Annotated in this window: 17 protein-coding genes and 1 pseudogene; 15 read left to right on the forward strand and 3 right to left on the reverse strand. The window is 44.3% G+C overall.

The window, feature by feature from the left end:
- Together BM283_RS10015 and BM283_RS10020 are read left to right on the forward strand one after the other, a co-directional pair.
- Nucleotides 1-276 (forward strand): transposase (locus tag BM283_RS10015; RefSeq protein ID WP_175492096.1); only part of this gene is annotated, 276 nt, incomplete at its 5' end.
- A gap of 3 nt (nucleotides 277-279) precedes the next feature.
- Nucleotides 280-1,512, forward strand: coding sequence for an SLC13 family permease (locus tag BM283_RS10020; RefSeq protein ID WP_302848286.1), 1,233 nt, complete (start codon nucleotides 280-282; stop codon nucleotides 1,510-1,512).
- Between the two features lie 95 nt (nucleotides 1,513-1,607).
- Here the strand turns inward: BM283_RS10020 and BM283_RS10025 are convergent, their stop codons facing one another.
- The gene (locus tag BM283_RS10025) at nucleotides 1,608-3,500 is read right to left on the reverse strand and encodes a potassium transporter Kup (protein ID WP_090692617.1); all 1,893 of its coding nucleotides are present in this window, start codon (nucleotides 3,498-3,500) and stop codon (nucleotides 1,608-1,610) included.
- Between the two features lie 226 nt (nucleotides 3,501-3,726).
- Here BM283_RS10025 and BM283_RS10030 point away from each other — a divergent pair, with 226 nt between their 5' ends.
- From BM283_RS10030 to BM283_RS10075, 11 genes and pseudogenes are all read left to right on the forward strand, one after another.
- Nucleotides 3,727-5,001, forward strand: coding sequence for an MFS transporter (locus BM283_RS10030; RefSeq protein ID WP_090692620.1), 1,275 nt, complete (start codon nucleotides 3,727-3,729; stop codon nucleotides 4,999-5,001).
- A gap of 458 nt (nucleotides 5,002-5,459) precedes the next feature.
- Nucleotides 5,460-6,098, forward strand: a complete 639-nt coding sequence (locus BM283_RS10035; protein WP_090692621.1) for a hypothetical protein — start codon at nucleotides 5,460-5,462, stop codon at nucleotides 6,096-6,098.
- Nucleotides 6,099-6,734: 636 nt separating this feature from the next.
- Nucleotides 6,735-7,109: a small metal-binding protein SmbP gene (gene smbP, locus BM283_RS10040; protein WP_090692624.1), complete on the forward strand. Its 375-nt coding sequence runs from the start codon at nucleotides 6,735-6,737 to the stop codon at nucleotides 7,107-7,109.
- A gap of 741 nt (nucleotides 7,110-7,850) precedes the next feature.
- The gene (locus tag BM283_RS10045; protein WP_090692626.1) at nucleotides 7,851-8,477 is read left to right on the forward strand and encodes an alpha/beta fold hydrolase; all 627 of its coding nucleotides are present in this window, start codon (nucleotides 7,851-7,853) and stop codon (nucleotides 8,475-8,477) included.
- 3 nt (nucleotides 8,478-8,480) lie between these two features.
- Nucleotides 8,481-9,383 carry an alpha/beta hydrolase gene (locus tag BM283_RS10050; RefSeq protein ID WP_090692629.1) on the forward strand — a complete coding sequence of 301 codons (903 nt, stop codon included), beginning with the start codon at nucleotides 8,481-8,483 and terminating at the stop codon, nucleotides 9,381-9,383.
- Between the two features lie 113 nt (nucleotides 9,384-9,496).
- Nucleotides 9,497-10,219, forward strand: a complete 723-nt coding sequence (locus BM283_RS10055; RefSeq protein WP_254776321.1) for an MT-A70 family methyltransferase — start codon at nucleotides 9,497-9,499, stop codon at nucleotides 10,217-10,219.
- A gap of 105 nt (nucleotides 10,220-10,324) precedes the next feature.
- Nucleotides 10,325-10,594: a hypothetical protein gene (locus tag BM283_RS10060; protein ID WP_090692631.1), complete on the forward strand. Its 270-nt coding sequence runs from the start codon at nucleotides 10,325-10,327 to the stop codon at nucleotides 10,592-10,594.
- Between the two features lie 189 nt (nucleotides 10,595-10,783).
- Nucleotides 10,784-11,443 (forward strand): annotated as a pseudogene (locus BM283_RS20560) (IS1380 family transposase).
- Nucleotides 11,409-11,627 (forward strand): transposase, encoded by a 219-nt coding sequence (locus BM283_RS20565; RefSeq protein WP_368086427.1) that lies wholly within the window; start codon nucleotides 11,409-11,411, stop codon nucleotides 11,625-11,627. Before BM283_RS20560 ends, BM283_RS20565 begins: the two are co-directional and overlap by 35 nt.
- Nucleotides 11,628-12,502: 875 nt before the next feature.
- On the forward strand, nucleotides 12,503-12,859 hold the full coding sequence (locus BM283_RS10070; protein WP_090692634.1) for a DUF2934 domain-containing protein: 357 nt from the start codon (nucleotides 12,503-12,505) through the stop codon (nucleotides 12,857-12,859).
- Between the two features lie 888 nt (nucleotides 12,860-13,747).
- Nucleotides 13,748-14,611 carry an arginase family protein gene (locus BM283_RS10075; protein ID WP_090692637.1) on the forward strand — a complete coding sequence of 288 codons (864 nt, stop codon included), beginning with the start codon at nucleotides 13,748-13,750 and terminating at the stop codon, nucleotides 14,609-14,611.
- 114 nt (nucleotides 14,612-14,725) lie between these two features.
- Here the strand turns inward: BM283_RS10075 and BM283_RS10080 are convergent, their stop codons facing one another.
- On the reverse strand, nucleotides 14,726-15,751 hold the full coding sequence (locus BM283_RS10080) for an ornithine cyclodeaminase (RefSeq protein WP_090692639.1): 1,026 nt from the start codon (nucleotides 15,749-15,751) through the stop codon (nucleotides 14,726-14,728).
- A 157-nt stretch (nucleotides 15,752-15,908) separates the two neighbouring features.
- Between BM283_RS10080 and BM283_RS18835 the strand changes: the two genes are divergently transcribed.
- Nucleotides 15,909-16,064 carry a hypothetical protein gene (locus tag BM283_RS18835; RefSeq protein ID WP_175492097.1) on the forward strand — a complete coding sequence of 52 codons (156 nt, stop codon included), beginning with the start codon at nucleotides 15,909-15,911 and terminating at the stop codon, nucleotides 16,062-16,064.
- A 49-nt stretch (nucleotides 16,065-16,113) separates the two neighbouring features.
- Here the strand turns inward: BM283_RS18835 and BM283_RS10085 are convergent, their stop codons facing one another.
- Nucleotides 16,114-16,689 (reverse strand): hypothetical protein, encoded by a 576-nt coding sequence (locus BM283_RS10085; RefSeq protein ID WP_090692642.1) that lies wholly within the window; start codon nucleotides 16,687-16,689, stop codon nucleotides 16,114-16,116.
- A 778-nt stretch (nucleotides 16,690-17,467) separates the two neighbouring features.
- On the opposite strand from BM283_RS10085, the gene BM283_RS10090 reads away from it, so the two are divergent.
- Entirely contained in the window at nucleotides 17,468-18,730 is a 1,263-nt protein-coding gene (locus tag BM283_RS10090) for an AI-2E family transporter (protein ID WP_090692643.1), read from the forward strand.
- The last annotated feature ends 149 nt before the right edge of the window (nucleotides 18,731-18,879 follow it).

Raw genomic sequence — 18,879 nt, forward strand, 5'->3', positions numbered from 1 at the left:
GCACTCAATATCAATGCGGATGTGTTTCACGAATGGGCGATGCAGGACCTGTTGCCTGAATTGCCGTCACATGCCGTCGTTGTGATGGACAATGCCACTTTCCATAAGAGGCAGGATACGCAAGAGGCCATACAAAACGCTGGGCACACCCTTGAATATTTGCCCGCTTATTCTCCTGATCTTAATCCTATTGAACATAAATGGGCACAGGCCAAAGCACTGCGTAGACAACAAAACCAGACCGTTGAGATGCTCTTCAAATCCTATACATTCTGAATCATTCTTAACTGGTTAGACTATACTTCACTTATTCCGTTAGCCATTTTTCCACTGGTTGGCGTTTTGCCGAAAGAAGAAATCGCCAAAGCCTACGGCAACGACATGATTTTACTGATGCTGGGTGGATTCATGATTTCTGCTGCGATGGCGCATTCGGGAACACATTACCGCCTTGCCTTGGGCTTGATAAGGTTAGTGGGAGGAAATAGCAGCCGACGCATTGTGTTGGGTTTCATGTGTACATGTGCCTTGCTGAGCATGTGGATCTCCAATACGTCAACCACATTGATGATGCTGCCGCTTGCGCTGGCTGTGATTGATCAAAGTAGCGATAAAAAGATCGCTTTACCTCTTCTGTTATCTATCGCTTATGGTAGTAGTATTGGTGGCTTAGGTTCACCGATTGGCACTCCTCCTAATCTGGTTTTCATGCAGGAATATCAGAATTTCACCGGAACAACCGTGAGTTTTACACAATGGATGAGTTGGGGGATGCCCGTTGTTCTGCTAATGGTGCCACTGGCAGGATTGTGGTTGACGCGCAACCTGACTTATGTCGGCGAACTTTCCATGCCTCAGCCTGGCCCATGGCGGCTAGAAGAGCGACGTATTCTGATTATTTTTGCTTTTACAGTGTTGGCCTGGGTCACCCGTACCGAACCCTTTGGGGGCTGGAGTACCTGGTTGGATGTGAAGGGAGCCTCAGATGCGACTGTTGCACTGCTTGCTGTCATTGCCATGTTTCTGATTCCCAATGGTCGTGACGGAAAATTATTGGATTGGCAAACGGCGGTGAAAGTGCCTTGGGGCATTCTTATTCTGTTCGCTGGGGGCATCGCTATAGCTCAGGCATTTGTGGCATCTGGATTATCCAAGTCGATCGCTGAACAATCCACAGTGCTATCCCATCTGCACCCGTTGATTATTATCGCGACCATTGCACTGATCGTGACCTTTCTGACTGAAACGACCAGTAATACCGCAACCACTGTCTTGTTGATGCCGATTCTTGGCCCGGCAGGGCTAGCTGCAGGCGTTGAGCCGGCACTGCTGATGGTACCTGCCGCCATGAGTGCGAGTTGTGGTTTTATGATGCCAGTAGGAACCCCACCCAATGCGATTGCCTTTGGAACCGGCATGATTCCGATTGATCGGATGGTACGTGAAGGTCTGGTGCTTAATTTTATTGGGGTATTGGTCATTACCTTAGTATGTTATACATTGGTTCCGTAGTGAGTTTCTCAGCGTATCCATATATTTCAAGCAATTCAACTCTTAGGATAGAAGTAGTATCGTTGAAATATTCCCTGGCGAGGAAAGTGATGGGTTCACAATTCGACTTGTGTGCCCAGCTCAATGACACGGTTAGCTGGAATCTTGAACAGCGTCATGGCACTGGAAGCGTTGCGCGCCATAGTAATGAACAGCTTCTCGCGCCATCGTGCCATACCTGGGAAAGAGGTGGAAATAAGTGTTTCTCGGCTGAGAAAGAATGAGGTCTCAAGCATATTGAATTTTGGCCCTAGCAGTTCACATTGTGCCAGCGTTGCGGGTACATCCGGTTGATCCAGATAGCCGAAGTGGAAGAGTGCGCGATAAAAGCCGTTCCCCAGTAATTTAGTCTCAATGCGTTCATTGGCCGGTACAAAGGGTACATCAGCAGTGATTACCGTCAGCAGCACTATTCGCTCATGCAGCACCTTATTGTGCGCAAGGTTGTGAAGCAGGGCATGAGGCACGCCTGTGGAGTTGGCGGTCAGGAACACGGCTGTACCGGGTACTCGGGTCGGAGGTTCCTTTTCGATGTTGCTAAGGAAAAAATCAATATCGATTGCATCCGTCTGAAGGCGTTGCATCAGAATGCTGCGTCCTTTCTTCCATGTGGTCAGGAAAGCAAGAATAACTGTGGCGATGAGCAGCGGAAACCAGCCGCCGTGAAGGATCTTAGTAAGATTGGCACTGACAAAGGCGAGGTCGACCACTAGAAAAAGTAGAATGATGAGGATGGCTGCTAACCAATGCCAGCGCCACAGGCCATAAATCACAAAAAAGACCAGCAGCGTGTCAATAGCCATCGTGCCGGTTACAGCGATGCCGTAAGCTGCTGCTAGATTACTTGAGGAACCAAACCCAATTATCAGTACTACTACACCCAGCATTAGGAACCAGTTTACAAACGGAATGTAGATCTGTCCTATCTCGCGCTCTGAAGTATGTAGTATCTGCATGCGAGGAATATAACCCAGTTGGATCGCCTGTCGAGTGACCGAGAAGACTCCGGTAATGACTGCCTGTGAAGCGATGACTGTGGCCGCGGTAGCAAGCGTAATCACGGGATAAAGCGCCCAGGAAGGGGCCATTAGATAGAACGAGCTGCGCGCTGCCGTCGGATCGCTTATCAGCAATGCTCCTTGCCCAAAATAATTTAACAGCAGTGCCGGCCAGACAAACCCAAACCAGGCAAACTGGATCGGCCTGCGACCAAAATGCCCCATGTCGGCATAGAGCGCCTCAGCGCCAGTCACCGCCAGCACCACTGTGCCTAACACTAAAAATCCAAACCATCCATGGTGTAACAGCAGATCAAGGCCATAGGCGGGGTTTATCGCCTTGAGCACAACCGGATACTGAATGATGTTGATGATTCCCAACCCCGCCAAAACCAGAAACCAGGCTACCATGACTGGACCAAACAATTTCCCTACCCCAGCGGTGCCGCGTGGTTGAAATAGAAACAGCATTACTAAAATAATGACTGCAAAAGGAATGACCCAGGATTCCAGTGCTGGCGTCGTAACCGCTATTCCCTCTACAGCGCTCAGTACTGAAATAGCCGGAGTAATCATTCCGTCACCGTAAAAGAGTGCCGCTCCAAACAACCCAAGTGAAGCCAACAGCCAGCGTAATCGTGAATTAGCTTTCCCTACCCGCTGAGTCAATGCAATGAGTGCCATGATGCCACCTTCACCTTTATTATCTGCGCGCATCATGAAAAGTACATACTTGACAGATACCACAATTGTGAGTGCCCAGAAGACCAGTGAGAGAAAACCCAGTATGTTCTGTGGCTCTGGTGAGAGCGCATGGGTACCGCTAAAAGCCTCCTTCATGGCATAAAGCGGACTGGTGCCGATATCACCGTAAACGACACCTATTGCTCCTACCATAAGTGCAAGTATTCCCTTGTTGCTGGAAGTTTGATGAGAGTGAGATATGGTCATGATAGAAAATAGTTTTCAGACCTTCGATTGTGTGTGGTTTCTAATCCTGACCCTTGAAACGAAACTGATCCTGTCTTGTCTCATGAAAGGTTATCAAGAAAATGTGGTAAAAAGTTATTATTGGAAGAAATGTAAATGCTTGAGCAGAAAATGGAATAATAAAACTTTTGGTTGAGTGAAGTTATTTATATCTTACCAAAGATAGCACTTTTAAGAAGTAACATTTATGGAAAATACTCCTTTTGCAAGTCAGCAATTGATTAACAGCCGTTATGTTAATCATCTTATTTTTCTCTTCGGTATTGTTTATTTCGCCCAGGGTATTGCTCAATCGGGGGGCCTTATCAGCCTGCCTCTTAACTATTATCTTAAGGAAGTTATGCAATTGGACGAGTTAGGTGCGACTAATTACCTGGCCATTTTAACAATTCCTTGGGTGATTAAGCCTGTTTATGGCTTAGTTAGCGATTTTATTTCTCTGTTTGGATATCGTCGTAAGTCTTGGCTGTTAGTTTTAAACCTACTTACTTGCATTGGCTATTTCTGGTTAGCTGAAATAGCAGATAGCGACCAATTAATTATGGCACTTCTTCTAACCGCCATAGGAACAGCCGCCGCAGATGTTATTATTGATGCTTTAATGGTAGAAAACGGCCGGAAATTTAATATGACTGCTCATTTTCAGGCTGTGCAGTGGTTTTGGCTTTGTGTCGCTCAAATAATTACTTCAATATTAGGCGGATGGTTAGCAGAAATGGCTGATCCTGGTACAGGTTTACGTACAGCGGCGATCATTACTATGGTCGCTCCCGTAATCATAGCCATTCTTAGCTGGCTGATAGTAGAAGAAGAAAAAACTGCAATGGATCTCGCTTCATTGAAAGCCACTGTTGCGGGTTTACGTGAAACTTTTCGGAGTCGATTACTCTGGGCCACGATATTATTTTTAATTTTATGGAATTTTAGCCCAGGCTTTGGCATTCCTATCTACTACTTTATGACTGACACGCTCAATTTTTCACAATCATTTATCGGCCATCTAGGAGCGATAAGCTCAGTGGGCTCAATTCTAGGGGCTTGGCTCTATGGGAAATACATGAGTAACCGCAGTATGGAGTATCAGCTCGTTTTCAGCATTCTTACAAGCGCGCTTAGCACGTTTTCCTACCTGGGTGCGATCATGCCAACTTCTTACAGTGGCCTGTTGTTCATTGCTTTGTCTTTCTTCTTTGGTATTACGAGTATGGTCGCTCTGCTAGCTGTTCTTACCCTTGCAGCTAGAGCCTGCCCTGAGAGATCGGAAGGCTTTACTTTTGCCTTGCTGATGTCGATAGTAAATGGCTGTGCTCAGTTATCCGCTATGATGGGTTCCTGGATGTTGATTAACTGGTTTGAAGGATATTTAGCGCCCCTCATTATTCTCTCAGGTGCGGCTACTTTATTTTGTTTATTCCTTTTGCCTAGTTTCAAGATTAAAAAAATGGTTGTAGTAAGTCCATGAACATACTGAACGTAGAGGTTGTGTCGTTCGAACCACTTCAGTCTCATGCTATACAGCTTGCTCAACATTAAGCTTGCGCAAAGATAGAAGCGGCATAAGTATATGAGCTTTTTTGTGCTTGCCTGATTTAAGGCGCATTTTATGCTATTACCTTGCCAACCATAATACAATACGTTTATTCAAAATATTCAGGCAATCAACCTTGCCTATTAATTCATAGAATAGTCCCTATTCCATTTCCAGATCAAGGCTGACTTTGTCGGTTTCTCCTTGCCGTATGATTGATACTGTCTGCGGCTCACCGGCGCGCCATGTTTGATTTGGAAATGTAATGAAGCAAATTTATCCTTGTGATGCATCTTCCCTTCAGGTATTTTTGTTCAATGTCAATTTAATACTTATGTGAAACTTCCATTAAATATTGATTTAATAGATATTCAAGGAGGAAGATTGGTGTAGTGAAAAAATATATTAAAGTTGTTTTTGGAATACTTTGCCTGATCTCAACGCTGTCCCTTGCCGCTACACCCGATTTCGGCTCGGATGGTCTCAAAGATCTGGATAGTGATCAAAGACAACGGCTTGCTAGTGGCGAGATTGTGTTTACTATTAGTCATTTGACTGGGCATGAACACTCGAGATTGATCCAGGCTGCCGTTATCTTTAATCAAAATACTGAAAAGACGTGGGAATTACTTTCTCGTATTGAAGATCAGGTTAAATACCTTGAAGAGCTCGAAGAGGCCAAAGTCATCGCTAAGCGCCCTCAACAGGAAACGGTTGAATTTAAAACCAGATTCGCCTTCTTGACTCTTATTAACCGTGTCAATCTTACCTTTGATAAGGAAGGGCTTAATTTCTTTTGGAAGCTGGATCCAAAATTTGATAATGACCTTACAGATTTGCGCGGCCTTTGGCGCTTCTATTCGTTTGGTCAAGCCAAAACCCTGGGTCGTTACGGTTGTGTAGTATCGCTGAAAAATGTTCCGATCTTTATCGAAGATCTATTCAAGAAAAAACTGATAGCACGTACGCTGATCAGCGTGAAAAAGTATGTTGATTTAGGCGGCATGGAGGAGAGTACTGATCTCTTTTAGCACAGCAATAAAGATATTGCCTTTCGTGGCCCATATTTCATGACCACTGACAAAAATGATGAGTAATAGCACATGGAGATAAAATACAGTGTAAAGAGGTATTTAAGCCGGATTTACTTTATTTTATGCTGAATCAAACCTGAATCCGCTATTCCTAAATCAAAGCTGACTTTGTCGGTTTCACCTTGCCGTATTATTGATAGTGTCTGCATTTCGCCTTCGCTTCATTTTTGATTTAGAAACGGAATAACAAATACTGCCAGATTGACAGATAACCGTATAACTCAGCATGCTAGCTCGGATAAATCGATTGAAACTCGTGATCGTAATCCTTGATTAGAACAAACGTGTCTGAAAAAATGATATGAATAAAAACTATCCCCATAGTTGACAGCAGCTATCCATTCCCAAGGTAGGCCAGAGTAGTTGAGATACTAATCTATTGCTTGGATAAATTGCCAAACTATCTAAGCAATATTGTTTTCTTGCAATATATGTTATAAAGCAAATGCGTGCTACGAATCTGAGAGAGCTACTCAGTAGCTGATTCTTTTCCAGAAGTTGTGGAGTTGAATGGCACGATTGTTGCGCGTGTTTTGACATGATTAATCTTTAACCAAATAAGGAGTAATTGTCATGAAAACAATATCAGCTATTTTTTCAATTGCAATGTTGGCATTTTTCTTGAGCATCCCCGCTTATGCAAAAGATACAGAAGATGGAGCTGGAGAGTTTAAAAAACATAAAGCAGATGCAACACGACATCTTGAAGAGGCGATAAAGCACGGAAAGATGGGTCATGCCACAGAGCTGTCCAAGCATGCGAAGCAAAGCCTGGAACATGCTAAAAAAGCTAAGGAATCGGGTGCTGATGCTCATATGGATCAGGCGATTGAGCATTTAGAAGAGGCCATTAAGCATGCTGATATGGGGCATGCCGAGGAAGGAACCAAACATGCCGAAGAAGCCTTGACTCATTTGCATGAATCTAAAGCGAGCAAAAAGGATTAAATGGTAGAAAGTAGGTGCTCCTCAGCATAGCTGAGGAATGGTGGAGGGGTATCTTTTCCCAACCTGGGCCATTTAACGTGGATGTTTCAATTAAATAGAGTAAAGTTGCGTGGTTTTGCGAGTGCAGGGCAAGGCGCAACGATGTGGAATAGTCGTGTCATTCCAAGGAGTTGTAATATAGCCATGTGCTTGCAGAATCACCAATCCGTAACGGCGCGAAATACCCAGAAGGTAAGAATGAAATCTACAGGGCAGTTAGCATTATCACCCTCATTAGCCGCTGGGGGTATTCTCAGTCATTCAGCTCGAATGCTTCCAAGCGAAAGTAATATGAATCTCAGCCGTGTAAGTATGCTTCATACGAAACAAACTGTGCTGCAACCGTCCTGCTTTCTCTGGTGGACCACACTAATGTAACAAATAATTGGTAATGAAATTCACAATGCCTACTTTCCTGATGAACCGTGAACCTTAGGCTGTCTCCTGCATTTTTAATTGGAGAGTTAAACCATGCCCTATAGAAGCATTTTGAAATTTTCTCAATTATCAGAATGGGGCAGCTATGCATGATCGTATATTGTTCCAGGCATAAATGCGGTGGCGTCTTTGGTACAGGAAGAGGCCGTGCGGTTCATTGCGCTTACCTCGCCTCGGATTACTACATACCGACCCGTTTCCACGGTTTACCTTTGCGTCATGTTTGATGTGAAAATAAAATGATTTACAATTTGGAATAATTCCATGTCATCTAAACTTTTGTTTCTGTCTGGTGCATCAGGTGATACCCAGTTCTGGCTGCCTGTGGCTAATTTACTTACTTATCCTGCAGAAAAAGTTTATTTGGAATGGCCGGGGTTGGGGTTTATGCCGTCTGATCCCAAGGTGAACAGCATGCATGGTTTGGTAGATTTAGTGGCTGCCGAAGTAGATCAACCTGTTGCTATCATCGCACAGTCGATAGGAAGCATCATGGCGATCCAGGCCACACTCAAGAAACCTGAACTCATCACTCATTTGGTATTGGCGGCTACCTCAGGCGGTATAGATTTGGAGAGCTTTGGGGCGCAGGATTGGCGTCCACTCATTCATGCTGCTCATCCGTCTTTCCCTCGTTGGTTGCCGGAATACGATGAAGACTTGACGCCTCAGCTCCACAAGATCAAGGCTCCCACCTTGCTGTTATGGGGTGCTGCCGATCCGATCAGTCCTGTCAGTGTGGGTCTGCGCCTTGCTGTGTTGATGCCAAATGCCAACTTGCACATTGTGCCAGGCGGTGACCACAATTTGGTCATGGTCCATGCTAAAGAGATCTCGCCGCTGATTGATGCGCATCTTGCCAAATCAACCTCAGTTACCAGTCAAGTTTAAACAATGCTTCACATTGTTCATGCGCCAGCTTTCATTGCGTTAATCATTCTTATCGTTATCTGTGGCATAGCAGTGATAGCTATCGGTATCATGGCTGGAGGTGAGCTCTGCCGTCCTGCACAACGATCCGTCGGTAGTCCCCCGGCTGATTTGCCTGTCGAAACATTTACATTGCAAAGTCCTCCAAATGAAACGAGCGAGCTGGTGGTTTCAGGATGGCTCATACGTGGAGCACCTGGAATGGGTGTGGTTTTGCTGTTGCATGGTTTGCGCAATGATCGACGCCAGATGCTGGACCGTGTTAGATTTCTAGTGCGGGCAGGCTATTCGGTCATGCTGATCGATCTTCCTGCCCATGGTGAAAGTAGTGGGGAATATATTACTTTTGGTTATCGGGAGGCTGAGGGAGTCGAGGCTGCCATGCGAAATCTGGTCGAGTCATTTCCACATGAAAAGATTGCTGTGATTGGCGTTTCCTTGGGCGCGGCATCGCTCGTGCTCTCGAAAGCATCTCCTGCTCCGAGTGCTGTGGTGCTGGAATCAATGTACCCGACCATTGAAGAAGCCATTGCGCGCAGGTTGCAGAAGCGGCTTGGTCCACTGGGAAGTTTGCTTACGCCGCTATTCCTTTGGCAATTACCCATCCGGCTGGGCGTTACAGCTGATCGGCTTCGTCCTATCACCAATCTTGCTGCCTTACATAGCCCGGTATTCATCATGTCAGGGTCAGAAGATCTGCACCCCACAGTTGCAGAAACACAATGCCTGTTTGAATCCGCTAATTCACCTAAAGAACTGTGGATCGTTGAAGGTGCCGCCCACATTAACCTCCACGCGCATAATCCCAAAGAATACGAAGCCAGGGTGTCTGCTTTTTTGCAAAAATATCTGCGGGATGGAGGTTAGCTTTTAGCGTAATTGTGGCACAAAGAAAACCTGCATTTGGAGTGGCTTCTTCTGTTGTTTTATTGGTCAAAAGAATCTAAGGGTGATAATGCAATTCGTAAGAAGTCGCTATTTTGATAATTTTTGAAAAGGGAAGTTTGATCGTGATAGCGCAGGTAGATCACACTACAGAGTCGCATCCATCGGAAGATTTATTGGCAAAGACAGAAGGTCAGTATTCGACTATCCTGGCTGATCCGCCTTGGCAGTTTCAGAATCGTACCGGCAAAATGGCACCAGAGCACAGACGGTTACTCAGATATTCTACCATGGAATTGAAAGAAATAATGGAACTTCCTGTTTTCCAGCTTGCAGCTGCCAAATCACATCTTTATCTTTGGGTGCCGAATACTCTGCTGCAGGAAGGCCTTAAGGTAATGGAAGCATGGGGGTTTACCTATAAATCAAACCTGGTTTGGTATAAGATTCGCAAAGATGGCGGCCCAGATGGACGAGGGGTGGGTTTCTATTTTCGCAATGTTACAGAACTGGTTTTATTCGGTGTACGTGGCAATCTGCGGACCCTTTCTCCAGGGCGCACGCAGGTCAATCTTTTTTTAAGCCGGAAACGGGAACATTCTCGCAAACCTGATGAAATCTACGATTTGATCGAATCCTGCTCGCCTGGCCCTTATCTTGAGTTATTCGCACGCTTTCGTCGTCATGGCTGGCTTCAGTGGGGTAACGAAGATGTAGAAGATAACACGCACTATGGAGTGGCTCGTCGCAAAGGCCATATTGATACGCAACAGCGATTGTCAAAAATAGCAAACGGTTACAAGGGTAAGGACGAGTAGACTCCCTTTAGGGTGATTTTGTATATCCGGCGCTTGTCTCGTGTGCGGTGGCACTATATTTTGTGGTCAGTTGCAGCGTCATTACCTCTGATTGCGGATTCATTGATGAGTTATTCCGGTGCAGCAGAGGAAATATCATTTTCATCGATTGCTCCTTATGCGCTGCATATTCTTCTGGCAGGAATATGGTTTGGTGCGCTGCCAGCTTTTCTATTCATTATATATGACAGTCTTCGGGCTTTACTCTCAATTAAATGCAGCATCTCTGAAGACATCTTCTGCGACTGCTTTGCCTGTGATGCTGCTGATAATAGCAACGGGTTTAATAGTGGCAGACTGTATGGTGACAACTTATTAGCACGCATTGGTTGCTAGTTCCTATGGTTGGCTGTTGAATTTCAAGCTGACCGTATTAGCCTGAATATTGCATGAAAGGAAGTGGCACTTCCATGATAGTTTTTTATAATTCAGTTACCTATACTGAATAAAGAAAAGGGATTACCAGTAACAAAGTGTACCCAGGAATCGTTTAATTTTCCAGATGTAAAAAAGCGTACTGTTGAAGTGAATTTCGAGGGTGGAGATATCACTTCAGATGGTAGCGTCATGTTATTGCGGCAGGTGGATAAGCACATTGGGCTGAGCAAAGCGGTTGCTCAGGCGCTGGAAGATAATCGTCGGCAGGCAAGTTGTAAGCATGGTAGTTTGACGCTATTGCGCCAACGAGTTTATGCATTGGCATGTGGCTATGAAGACCTCAATGATCATCAGCAATTATGCTATGATTTAGCGATTCAATCAGCGGTTGAACGCGAAGAGGTGTTGGCGAGCAGTTCCACCTTGTGCCGCTGGGAGAATCAGGCGAATCGACAAATCCTGGCATGTTCATCAAGTGATGATAGATCGGTTTATGGCTTCCTTCGAGCAACCACCCAAAGAACTGATTCTGGATTTTGATGCCACCGATGATGCGGTCCATGGCAAACAGGAGGGCTACTTTTTTCATGGCATGCAGATCATTACTGCTTTTTGCCGCTGTATGTATTTTGTGAAGATCAACTGCTGGTGAGTTACCTGCGGCCAGGCAATATTGATGGGGCAAAATATGCCTGGGCTATTCTTCTGTCATTGCTGGTAAAACGGTTCAGGCAAAGCTGGCCTGCAGTTCGTATCATTTTTCGAGGTGACAGTGGCTTTTGCCGCCGCAGAACTGGCATGGTGTGAGCGGCATGAGGTGGGTTATATCGTGGGTATCGCCCAAAACAAGCGACTGAATGAGATCACTGCGCAATGGCAGCAAGCAGCAGAGAAGCAATATGCCATATCAGGTGAGAAAGTACGCTGGTTTGGTGAATTTCACTATGCTGCCAGGAGCTGGCAGCAAGCAGCTATGGCGCATCATCGTTAAAATCGAGCATACTGAGAAAGGCACTCATCCACGTTACGTGGTCACCAATCTGACCGGTAAACTGCAGCTTTTCTACGATAAGCTTTTATTCTCCACGCGGTTAAATGGAAAATCGCATCAAAGAACAACCGCTTGATCTGTTTGCTGACCGCACCAGTTGCCATCGCTGATGGTCAAATCAATTTCGTCTGCTGCTGTCCTCGCTGGCTTACATCCTACTGGAACCATACGGCGCCTTGCCTGCAAGCCACAGAACTGGCTCAAGCCTATGTGAGCACACTACGCGCCTCAAACTAATCAAAATCCGTGCTGTCATCCTAGTAATACTCGCCGTATTCGCTTTTTACTTGCAAGCAGCTGTCCCTGCCAGAAACTGTTCTTGCAAGTTGCAGCTCGACTGACTTCTGGGTAATTCATTTCCAGGATTCAGGGTTATGTTACTGCCGTTTACTGCATAAAATAGCTATGTGGTGGATGCGCTATGCCTACTATTAACTGAAGAAGTTGCCATTTTTTGGCCATAACTCCACCAGAAAACATAAAAAAGCATAATGCTTAACAACAAATTCTGACTAGAAATACGATTCATCTAATCTAAATTAAAAATGAATTTCTGGCAAATTCGCTCTTATTTTGAATGCTCGTGCAATATCCGGGCTAGTACGTGCTAGCACGTATTTCTTTAATCAAAGTATTGCCATAATCTATTGCAATATTAGAGTTAAATAAAAAAACATTTATTTTTTCCTATACTGCATGGTCCTGGTGCACATGATTAAAGTTGCAAACCAGCCAGGGATGCATGAAGGATGCATAGCGCAAGGGTTTGACTCATTCGCTATGTACTGGTTATCTTCAATGATGGAGGACAAAACATGGCTAAACAGACACGCACTTCCGTTAAACAAAACAGCGATCCCAACATTACAGGGCAAGGAAGTTACAGTCCAGAGCAGCGCGAGGCGATGATTCGCGAGGCTGCCTACTACCAGTATGCGAAGCGTGGATACGCTTCGGGGTATGAGCTTGAGAACTGGCTTGCCGCTGAAGCAGAATTTGAGCGCAGAATGCCAGAGTCTGAGAAATCGCTACCGAATATAGAGTTGCAGGAAAGCGGCACTCATGGGCGAGCGAAGGATGATAAATTGAAGCGGATGGTCAAACAGCATCCACATAAAGCTATTCCGCAAGTCGAGAGTATCGAGCCGGAAGAGGCACCTGCCAAGGAATGACACCGAAGTAGCAGCGCGGCGTGAGTGTTTGGTGCTATGAAATTAACATAGCAGATGGAAATAATTTTGCTGTATATTTTCCACTTAGAATTTGCTGCTATTTGCTCATCAGATGCTGATGAGCAAAAGGTTTATTGTCATTATTTTTGATCAATTCCTGTCAAACGGCATAGTACATAATGATACTCTAGAAGGGATTTATCAATCTCTCTTCTAGTTCTCAGCTAACCATCTGCGGTCAATTCACGAATTGGGTGGCACAGTTTTTCGCAGTGGCTTTTCTCCCGTAGTGTTCTCAATCAACCGCTCCACAAAAGAGTGCGGCTGAACTTAAAGATGCTATTGATGAACCAGCTTCCGGCCTCAATGCGACCAATATAGTCTAGCCAGTTAAGAATGATTCAAAAAGAATTCTCATCTAAACCAAACATGACGCGACGGCAAGCTGTAGACAATTTCAATAATACGGCAAGAAGAGCCGACAAAGTCATGTTTGATTTAGCTGGTAGGATGCAATAAATGTAACGCATTGCACCAGATGGTAAGGTACACATACGGCGCAATGCCCGATGGTTATTGCACCCTAGTGTACCCGGCATGGGCTAAAACTTGTTATCTGAAAAGAGATAACCGGAGGTAGTAACGACAACCGTAGCAAAACGCAAGGGGAAAACTGAGCTTGCGTAGCATTTGATGTTTTTTTTGCCAACTGCTACCAGAGCGCATGGAGATCTTGTCTTGCGAACTTTGAGTAACTCAGCGATTCCTGCTTTTTCGGGTATATTCTTATCGGAGTGAGCAGGGTGTGATTGGTAGTCTTGGCTGGGAAAATGCCAAAAATTAGCTTGTCTTAGAGACATTATCCTCAGCTTATGCCATCATTATTTTATGACAAAACTGATACAAACACTAGGGATTGCTTCTTGCCTAGGCGGACCGATGCGTACTTGCGGTAACGCAGCAGAACTGCTGCGGGACGAGTTTGCTAAACTGCCAGTAACGCAAACCGGCTTGCAACTGCAATGGCATATGCTGTATCCCGAAAAGACAGGCACAAAAGAGGTCAGATTAGCCCATCTCTACCAAAAAGCGAGTCAGTTTACCCGCTACTGGACTGAAAACCACCACCCTTTTCTGGTAATCGGTGGGGACCATTCTTGTGCACTAGGTACCTGGTCAGGCGTACTGCAGGGATTGCCGCACAGCAGCGAATTTGGCTTAATCTGGCTTGATGCACACATGGATGCGCACACTTTTGCCACTACACCTTCTGGTAATATACACGGTATGCCTGTTGCCGCGCTGCTAGGCAAAGCGGATAAACGGCTGGGCGCAATTTATCCAGCCTGCTGCTTTATTCAGGCAGAAAATCTGCTGATGATCGGTATTCGTAGTTATGAAGCGGGGGAATACGCTTTATTAAAACAGGCAAATGTCAAGATTGTATTTGCCGATCAAATCAGCGATTTTTCACAGACGCTACTTACGGCTACCGAGCAATTAAGCAGAACCTGCAAAACGATAGGTATCAGCCTCGATTTGGATTTAATCGATCCTGAAGATGCACCTGGCGTAGAGACGCCGGTATCGGGTGGAATTAAAGCTGCTGCACTGCTGGAAGCGCTTGCCTTGGTGAAGCATCATGCCAAGTTTTTTGGTCTGGAAATCAGTGAATTCAATCCGAAAAGTGATCACCATGCTAAAACGCTGCTTCTGATGAAATCAATTGTGGAAACGTTTTATGCAAATTAATCATCGGCTTATTTATTGTCAGGAAGAGGTTTTATTCCATCTCTAAATTAAAATTGACTTTGTCGGCTTCGCCTTGCTGCATTATCTTTATATTGTCTACGGCTCGCCGTCGCGTCATGTTTGATTTGGAAATGGAATTAATACACTGAACAAGTCTTTAGGGTCGCCTGGCTCAGGCAGCAACGCGATCTCGCTACCTAATTGATGCTCTAAAGCCAATTCATATACTAAACGCAGCGCTGCAAAATCCTCCACCGCAAAGCCAACCGAATCGAACACGGTAATATCAGTAGCGTTTTCCCTGCCTCGTTTGCGCTTGGTGACGAGCTCCCATAATTCAGCATAAATATCGCTTGCATCACATTGCTGTACTTCACCTTCCTTGAGTGTTTGCGGAATAAATTCAACCATGATTTTCGCTGCCTTTAGCAGGGCCTGGCTTAATTCGGTTTTACCTGGACAATCGCCGCCCATGGCGTGAATATGGCTGCCTATTGCGACATCCTGCAATTCGAACAATCTCATCCTCCTAGTTGTTGCCGTTGCAGTAATAATAATATCGGTATTGTGAATGGCCTCCCGTACGTTGGCACAAGGTATCAATTCAAAAGCATAGGATGCCAGATTATGTGAAAATTTAGCCATCGCCGCTGGATCAATATCGAAGTAGCGTATTTGTTGTAATGGGAAAAGCCTGTTAAAGGCTATTACCTGAAATTCCGCCTGTGCGCCGGTACCAATAATTGCCAGAGAGCGGGCCTCTTCTCTAGCTAAATACTTTGCTGCCAAAGCTCCGATTGCTGCCGTGCGCAAAGCGGTCAATAAGGTCATTTCACTCAGTAGCAATGGGTAACCCGTAGCGGCATCGCTTAACTGGCCAATGCCGATCACGCTCAATTTACCTTGTGCTGTATTGCCGGGATAGCGATTGACATATTTGATTGCATAGAATTGGTCATTTGCACAAGGCATCAATTCAATAGCCCCTTGCGCAAAATAAGTCGCATGCCGTACAGATTTATGGAAGGTGTCCCAACGGGCGAAATCGCTTTCCAGAAACATAATCAGTCTAGTAAGGAAGGCTTTCAAGCCGATAATTTTGATCAGTTTTTGGATATCGTTAATACTCATAACCTTCATTGTGCGGCTCCCGATAAATCAAATCAGCTTTTCTATCAGTAAAAAGTATCAAGCTTAAATAATTCCATTTCCAAATCAAAACCAACTTTGTCGGCTTCACCTTGCGGTATTATTGATATTGTCTACGGCTCGCCTTCGCGTCATGTTTGATTTGGAAATGGAAGGGTCATTTACCGGAATAGTGAGGCCGTTACGGGGCATCATTGCTGTTCCAGGCAACGAAGGTGGCGTTATTTTTCGTAGCAGGGGCTGGTCCTGCGGCCATCTAACACTTGCCTCGCACCTGGATCGACTGCTGTATCATGTGAAATGATATGTCAGTCATTAACCAGTATAATCAAAGAAAATCAGCTAGATTGATATTACTGGTTTAAAGAATGATGTGAATTTCCTATTGATTCACTGTCAGCTTGCATCTTTTTGTCATTAAACAGAATTTTGTTATGGTTATTGTGGCTATCGTCAGTCAAACGCATAAATATTCCAAGAGCAGCCAGCAGTATCGCGGCACTAATAATGATAATGGCCGGATAATTGAGATTGCTTGCCGGTCCAAGTTGACTGTACTTGATAACTAATAATAACCCTTCAAGAACAAGCGCGATACATACAATACTGACAAAACGGGGCACTGTACGTCTGAGCACAACTATGAGGTTTTGTTCACCTTCTTTGCACGCATATTCCTTATTAACTACCAGGCCAAGCTCAAAGATTGCTAGTGCGACAATAGCCATGTTGATAGATTTAATAACGGCTTCTACCAGCCCAATATTGCCTACGAATCCTTGAAAAAGGGCTTCTCCGGTGAGAAAAGTGAGTATTAACGCCACTAGGAAAAAAATAACAGAGAAAATAGTGGCCATAAATTGCCTGAAAACAGTGATATTGAGTGCCATGGACTGTCTAAAGGCAGTGTGATTGGATGACATTAACATTTGTTCCTCCTTGCGCCTACAGAAAATATACAATTTTTGTGAGCAGCATGCGCATTGATTTGATTAGACAATGCCTGAACTGTTGATTTATAGCATTTAGCACTAGTTAGTGCATTGAATAAAGCTCTATCGAATCAATAAAGTAAAAAATAATCAGAAAAATAAATTAGAGCAACTCTTGAATAAAGGTCGTGAGATTGAGTGACATAGATATTGGTTTCTCCTTGAGCCCATATTCACACCTTCAATATGCAGTCTTAATGACAAAACGCATATTGATTTGCTTAGACACGGCTCGAACTAGATTAGATTCATAAAATACTAAGTCTGGCGTATTGAGTAAAGCTAGAAAGATCGGTGCCGTAAACTTTATTTGATTGACTGACAGCTTATAGAATTAAATTTTTATACTCATTGTCCCATCGGACAGGTGATATTCCTGAGCAGTTGAAAAAGGGTATGATGGTTGGGCAGATAGAATTTACGATGATCGTTCTATCTGGTTGTGCATTGGATAAATAGCATGGTTTGCTAGACTAGCAGTCTTTAGTCTACATGCGGTCAAGCTTTCGATAGAATCGACATTCTCGAAGATGAGATTGAAAGGATTATTATGCGAAAACATATAACCAACCAATAACCGACAGATATCCTGCTGCGTTGTTATACTTTATACTTGCATAGAAGAAGTATTTATCATTATGTTGTAACTTACTATTTGGTTCAATGAATTTTGATCAAACCTGCCCGAATAATAACTACTCAAATAATCTAAATAATGCCATTCAGCTTGGATAGTTTTTATGAAGCTAACCGCCGCATATTGATCTGGCTCATCCTGATCGGTTTGCTTTGGTTATTGCGTGACTTTTTTGGACTGATTTTTATCACCTTTGTTCTTGCATTTATTGCTACACCTCTGATTCGCCTCGGCCAGAATAAATTGAAATTGTCTTACCGCCTCTCTCTGGCGTTGGTATATATCTTTTTTCTGGCAGGGTTGGGAAGCTTTTTTCACTATGTCACACCCAGTGTGATCGGTGAAGCCAGTCGGTTTATGAATAACCTTAGTGAACTGCAGTTGAAGCTGCTGGAACTAAAACAAGATATTGGCAGTAAATACCCTGGTATAGAACGCTCTTTGCACGGTTATATCCGAAGCATACTGAATGAAGATACTCAAAAGGTTATTGATAGGGAGCTTAATTTGTTCAAGAGAACCATCAATCTTTCTGAGTTCGAACAGCCGGAAGACACTGAAAATGAAGAAGACGGCAACATGACGGAAAAGATGCAGGAGAAGCTGAAAAAATACTACGATAAGGAAGCCGAGCTGCTCATTGATTCTTTGATGACTAAACAGATGGATAAAGCTCGTGAGCAAGTGCCTAAACTTATCAATTATTTCTACCAAGCCACCGGTACGATGCTGCTGGCTCTGTTATTCAGTTTCCTGATCCTGTTTGATAGCGTTCGCCTGGGAGATCTGATGAAAAGCTTGCATGATTCACGCTTGCGTGATTTTTATCAGGAAACGGCACAGCCGGTAGTCCGCTTTGCCTATGTAATTGGCCGAGCTATTCAGGCACAGGCAATGATCGCATGTGTGAATACTTTCTTAACTCTGATAGGCCTGATCATACTTGGGATTCCTTCCGTTGCACTTTTATCTTTGATTGTGTTCGTGTGCAGCTTTATTCCAGTATTAGGCGTGTTTATCTCTACTACACCGATGGTGCTGATTGCATTGAATACGGGTGGATTGACTCTGGCCTTAGCAATAGTAGTGATGATTACCGTTATCCATATTATTGAGGCCTACGGGCTTAATCCTTTAATCTATGGTAAACACTTCAAACTCAATCCGGTGCTGGTATTAATCATTTTACTGATTGCTTACCACAGCTTCGGCCTGTGGGGAATGATACTGGGTGTTCCGGTGACTTATTACTTTATTCACGATGTATTTGGTGTGCCGTTGTGGGATGAACGGCGCTTGGAACCACCAAATACAACTTTAGAAGCAAGCGTAAATGAATGAATCTATGATAAGTTGTCAATGAATAATCTGCTTTGCTCGACTTTTGTGCAGAGAATCCCAGAACGTTTCAATGTGAAACAGTTTTGGTAAAAAAATTTAATGATAGTTCGGTACTTGGAGGCAGGTTTAATTAGCCATTCTTGAAAAAT

This window comes from Nitrosomonas sp. Nm34, assembly GCF_900113925.1.
Taxonomy (GTDB): Bacteria; Pseudomonadota; Gammaproteobacteria; order Burkholderiales; family Nitrosomonadaceae; genus Nitrosomonas.

What these genes read in the sequence shown, in the direction of transcription:
- BM283_RS10025 (WP_090692617.1), bottom strand. Translation starts at nt 3,500, where the DNA reads ATGACCATATCTCACTCTCATCAAACTTCCAGCAACAAGGGAATACTT.
- BM283_RS10030 (WP_090692620.1), top strand. Translation starts at nt 3,727, where the DNA reads ATGGAAAATACTCCTTTTGCAAGTCAGCAATTGATTAACAGCCGTTAT.
- smbP (WP_090692624.1), top strand. Translation starts at nt 6,735, where the DNA reads ATGAAAACAATATCAGCTATTTTTTCAATTGCAATGTTGGCATTTTTC.
- BM283_RS10045 (WP_090692626.1), top strand. Translation starts at nt 7,851, where the DNA reads ATGTCATCTAAACTTTTGTTTCTGTCTGGTGCATCAGGTGATACCCAG.
- BM283_RS10050 (WP_090692629.1), top strand. Translation starts at nt 8,481, where the DNA reads ATGCTTCACATTGTTCATGCGCCAGCTTTCATTGCGTTAATCATTCTT.
- BM283_RS10060 (WP_090692631.1), top strand. Translation starts at nt 10,325, where the DNA reads ATGAGTTATTCCGGTGCAGCAGAGGAAATATCATTTTCATCGATTGCT.
- BM283_RS10070 (WP_090692634.1), top strand. Translation starts at nt 12,503, where the DNA reads ATGGCTAAACAGACACGCACTTCCGTTAAACAAAACAGCGATCCCAAC.
- BM283_RS10075 (WP_090692637.1), top strand. Translation starts at nt 13,748, where the DNA reads ATGACAAAACTGATACAAACACTAGGGATTGCTTCTTGCCTAGGCGGA.
- BM283_RS10080 (WP_090692639.1), bottom strand. Translation starts at nt 15,751, where the DNA reads ATGAAGGTTATGAGTATTAACGATATCCAAAAACTGATCAAAATTATC.
- BM283_RS18835 (WP_175492097.1), top strand. Translation starts at nt 15,909, where the DNA reads ATGGAAGGGTCATTTACCGGAATAGTGAGGCCGTTACGGGGCATCATT.
- BM283_RS10085 (WP_090692642.1), bottom strand. Translation starts at nt 16,689, where the DNA reads ATGTTAATGTCATCCAATCACACTGCCTTTAGACAGTCCATGGCACTC.
- BM283_RS10090 (WP_090692643.1), top strand. Translation starts at nt 17,468, where the DNA reads ATGCCATTCAGCTTGGATAGTTTTTATGAAGCTAACCGCCGCATATTG.